This is a genomic window from Paenibacillus sp. 1-18 (assembly GCF_000520755.1).
GTDB lineage: Bacteria > Bacillota > Bacilli > Paenibacillales > Paenibacillaceae > Paenibacillus > Paenibacillus brasilensis.
Map to the genome: position 1 here is coordinate 1 of NZ_ASSB01000237.1, position 3,553 is coordinate 3,553.

Sequence of the window (3,553 nt, forward strand, 5' to 3'; positions counted from 1 at the left end):
CTCTTAGTGTCCAAGTTCACTAAGGGGCTAAAGAGCATATATTATCTGGCAACTGATATTTTCAGCGATACTATCAAATCTTATCTATTCCTTGCGAACCATCAATATTAGGCATTCAACATCCTCGTATATGTAAAAAAATATGTTTCGGCACTCAACCCTAAAGTAATTTTTTGAATGCAGGAACATATTCAAATTACTCTTAAACCCTCGTACATCAATGCTTCTTATCTCGATATATTACTACCACGCACTCCACATGTGTCGAGACGATGGAAGGGATATACTCCTCTCTCACATCATCTTCTTCCAAAAATAAACATAGTAAATCCCCCAACCAATGGGTCATTCTGTAAACTAAATCTCTCTTTTGACCGATAAATACATATGCTGGGTCGTTTATTAAATATCTCCTCTCGTCCCTTTATAGCGTACAAACCCTGTAATACATATCTATTTTGACTCACAGTTGTAATCATCTGTGGCTTCTATTATCAGAAGCAAATTCAAGATGACGTGCTTTTCTTGGAAATACCCATCAAATCTAGAAAGGAGTCATGAACTCACTTGAGCCTATTATCAGACGGGATCGGGTATAAAAGCCTACGCTTTTTTGGCCCCTTTCAGCCACAACACATCGGAAAACTTCAAATAACACGTACCATCAACGATCATGCCTATTTACCATATCAGTGGGTTGCTCTCCGAAGAACACGGAGCCGTATGCATCGGACAAAATATGGAGCAAGAGCCGATTGTGATTCGTCAGTTGGATGATCAAGGACAATCGCTAAGAAGACTGTTCCACGGGATCGTTACGCAAATGTCTGTGAATTGCACACGTGGAGTATATACCTTTGAACTGAAGGCCGCTTCCCATTCGTACCAGATGGATATTAAGGTGAAAAGACGCTCCTATCAAGATATTCACCGTACCTATGATGATCTGGTCACTGCGCTGGTTCGAAAATATCAATACGGAGATGCCATTGATACCGTCACGAACTATGCCAAACTGGACACTTTTGTTTTACAATATGAAGAGACCGATTGGGCGCTTTTAAAACGTCTCGCTTCTCGCTTTGGCTCCGTACTTGTGCCAGAGGTAACCGCAGCTTCGCCCAAGGTCTTTTTTGGGATGCCAGAAGGCAAGCAGCATAAAGTGGAACGAGATGTATTTTACAGGGTACGAAAAACGTTTCATGAGCCGGATGCGGAAAAGCCGGGAGAACAACGTGCTGGCTCGTATGTCACCTATATGATTGAAAGCCTGCAATACTATGCGCTGGGTGATTTCATCACGTTACCGATTGGACAAGGTAAAGAACTGGTCGTGGTTCGGGCAGTGACAACGTTAACAGATGGCTTACTGCGAACCCGTTACGATCTTCAAGCTGAACAGGATATCCGCTATGCCCGTTACGAAAACGATCAGGCCACGGGGATTTCGCTGACAGGAACGGTTCTGATGGTACAGCAGGATTTTGTGCAGCTTCAACTCGACATCGATCCGAAGCAAGATCCTGTCAAAGCCTGCTGGTTTCCCGTAGCCGCCCGTTATGTTGCGGAAGAACATACTGGCTGGTACGATATGCCTGAAATCGGGGAACAAGTGGAACTGTATTTGCCTACACACCGTGAACAGGATGCCTATGTAACGGATTCACTACGACAACAACGCCACGCGAATGGACAGCCGAATGTGAAGGTATGGCAACATGTGCAAGGTAGCGGCGTAGAAATGTCTGAACAAGAACTGACTCTCTCCACCTCGGATGGATTTTCAATTACACTGCACGAGGATACGGGCATCACCATCAACAGTCCGGGGAATGTGCAGATCCAGGGTGGCCATGTGAAGCTCGATGCAGGTGAGGAACTATCTCTCGAAGCTGGTACGGCACTATACTTAAAAGGTGGAGCCAGCAGTATGGTGCTCGATGGCGAAACGGATATTAAAGCGCCGGTGATTGATCAGGAAGGTACGGTGAAAGCACCCGTTTTCGTGGCTGATCTCCCTCCTGTACCTGAGCCACCATTGATGAGTATCAAAGCGTATGAAGCAGCTCAATCAGCAGCCAAGAGCAGCCAAGCCCCTACTCCTAAAGCAAAAATTACGACTCCAGCTGAGCTTCAGAAGGCTAATGCTTTGATGGGGACGATATCCAAGCTATTAGGTTCCATTCCCGTAGTGGGGAACGTAGCCAATGTAATGTTAAATACAGTTGGTGGACCCGCAGGTAAAGTAGCAGCAACGGTTTTGCAAGCAACTGCATCGATCCCCATTCGGAGCAAAGGAACGCCTACTGTTGGAGGTAGTAGCAAGGGAAGCGAAGTTCATCCGTTAAAATACTTGGCGGGTTTGGCCACGCAAGGGTTGATTAGTCTACACGAACATGAGAAAGCTAAACAAGCCTATTATAACAAGTGGATTCTAGGGAAAGTGTATACGAGTGCGCGTCATATAGCTCATTCCGGCAGCACATTGGAACTGGTACAGAACCTGCTTAAAGAATCGAATGCCATGGTTCATGCGTATCAGCAAGTTCCTAAAAGCGTTCAAGATAAAATGCTTAGAGATTATAAGGAACAAGAAAAGGCTAGAATCGAAGCTGCCCTTAAAGCTGAAAAAGAAAACTCTCCTCCTAAGATCAGTGATGAAGAGTATGAGAAAATTCATAGAGATTATGTCTATTGGGCTTCATTAGAAGATCGCAGACCTGAAATTCCGCTAGGAAGCTACCGTGCTGAGGACGGGGTGGTTCGTAAAGCGAATGGAGATCCAGACTTTAAATACTACGATGACTGGAAACAAAATTATCCAGGTGATTTTTTGATTTTATCCAATCAAGTGGGCATCACTCCGGAAGAACAACGATGGATGAGCTATGCAAACCTATTTGCAGAGCCAGTACCACTTGACGGTCGAGGTGGTGAAGGTAGAGCCCTTAAAAATGAATTCTCCAAAATGAGCAAAGAAGGGGCATCTGAGAACGCTAGGCTCGCAAGAGAAAATGTGAGGAGAATTCAACAGCGAATAGACCAAAAAAGCATTACTACAAAAAATGCGTCCGAACCTATTGAGAACGCATCAGAAACTGTACCTTCAAAACCGAACAAAACAATAGAAAAACCGCCTAAAACCAAGGGTAAAGGTACAGAGACATTGGATATTGATATAAGTCAAAATCTAATTGACCATATTCTTAATAGGCATTCCGTAAATAGTACAAGAAAGCAACTTCCATATCTTCAAAAAAAGATGTCTGATAAGCAAATTGATGAAATGTTAGGTAAAAAGTCATTCTTTAATAAAGATTGGTCAGACGATAAGATTGTTGAAGCTTCTAAATCGGCTATTGATCAATTAAAGAAATAGGGAGCATCTGACGGATTGCATTCAGTTAATGTTTTTGGTGAAAAAATAAAAGTATTCATCAGAGATGGAAACGTGGATTCCGTTTATGGAACAAATATTTACAAGGTGAGGCTTATAAATTAGGGGGAATGAAATATCTTTACTATATCTTTCAAAGCATATGATAACTTCGAT

At 43.1% G+C, this 3,553-nt stretch carries 1 pseudogene; it reads left to right on the forward strand.

Annotated elements, in window-relative coordinates:
* Nucleotides 1-567 precede the first annotated feature (567 nt).
* A pseudogene (locus tag L693_RS0114575) lies at nt 568-3,379 on the forward strand (contractile injection system protein, VgrG/Pvc8 family).
* The last annotated feature ends 174 nt before the right edge of the window (nt 3,380-3,553 follow it).